This window comes from Stenotrophomonas pictorum JCM 9942 (assembly GCF_001310775.1).
In the GTDB taxonomy this organism is placed as follows: Bacteria; Pseudomonadota; Gammaproteobacteria; order Xanthomonadales; family Xanthomonadaceae; genus Stenotrophomonas; species Stenotrophomonas pictorum.
On the sequence record NZ_BAZI01000784.1, the window covers coordinates 1 to 600 of the forward strand.

General features: G+C 69.7%; 2 protein-coding genes. Both read left to right on the top strand.

The annotated features are described in order from the left end of the window. A partial coding sequence (locus JCM9942_RS17675; protein WP_054661071.1) for a TonB-dependent receptor occupies positions 1-221 on the top strand: 221 nt, incomplete at its 5' end. An 86-nt stretch (positions 222-307) separates the two neighbouring features. After that, positions 308-600: hypothetical protein (locus tag JCM9942_RS17680; RefSeq protein WP_054661073.1), on the top strand; the 293-nt coding region annotated here is incomplete at its 3' end.

Below are 600 nucleotides of genomic sequence, written 5' to 3' on the forward strand. Positions count from 1 at the left end.
ATGCGCGCGCGCCCGGCCACACTCTGGTGAATCTGGAGGCGGCCCGGCAGTGGTCCACCCCGCACGGCCCGCTGCGCGCGTTCGCCCGGCTGGACAATGTGCTGGACCAGCGCCACATCGGCTCGGTCATCGTCAACGACGGCAACCAGCGCTACTACGAGCCCGGCCCGGACCGCAGCGTCACGGTGGGCGTGCAATGGCAGTGGACGCGGCAGCGGTGAACAGCTCACCTCCGGGTAACGGTGCGATCACGACCCGCTGACGGCGGTGGCGGTAACTGTGTCCACCCCGCAGGGAGGTTCGTGCCATGTACCGTCCAGAGCATCCGGAATACCGCTCCGCCCCCCGGCTGTTCAATGCCCATCTGGGGGCGATACGCCGCGGTGTTTTCAAACGCCGCGCGGCCGATGCCGACGAGGTGGCGCAGGACTTCCTGCAATACAGCCTGGCCGACTACGCCAAACGCCGCCGCCAGGGATTCACCCGCTGGCGGGATGTCTATCCGGCCTATGCCTTCGCGCTGGCCAGCCATGCCGCCGACTGGCCGCGGGGCACCGGGGACACCGAGGCCGAACTGGCCGCGTACTGGGAGCAGGCGCG